Source organism: Streptomyces sp. NRRL F-5135, from assembly GCF_000719775.1.
In the GTDB taxonomy this organism is placed as follows: domain Bacteria; phylum Actinomycetota; class Actinomycetes; order Streptomycetales; family Streptomycetaceae; genus Streptomyces; species Streptomyces hebeiensis.
Window position 1 is genome coordinate 1 of the sequence record NZ_JOHR01000102.1, and the last position, 266, is coordinate 266.

Sequence of the window (266 nt, forward strand, 5' to 3'; positions counted from 1 at the left end):
GTCACGGCCGGACAACAGGCGCGGCCGGGTGCACGTCCCGCGGCTTACCGCAGTGCTTGCAGTTCGCGAGCCGCCGCTTGGCGTCGCTCACGCCCATCCGCTCCTTCTCGAAGCCGGGGCAGCCGCGCTCGGTGATGTCCGCGTCGCGCTCCAACGTGGCTGCCGCGTCGTCGGCCCAATCGCCGCTGTAGGTGTCGCGGACGAACTCGGCGCAGCGGCGCATCACCTGGGCGTCGCGCTGCGCAAGCGCGGCAGCGGCGTCGTCC

At 73.3% G+C, this 266-nt stretch carries 1 protein-coding gene; it reads right to left on the reverse strand.

The genetic code is table 11. The annotated features are described in order from the left end of the window. Position 1: 1 nt before the first annotated feature. Positions 2–266, reverse strand: a 265-nt coding sequence (locus IG02_RS37495) for a hypothetical protein (protein ID WP_037805275.1), incomplete at its 5' end; no start/stop codon positions are given.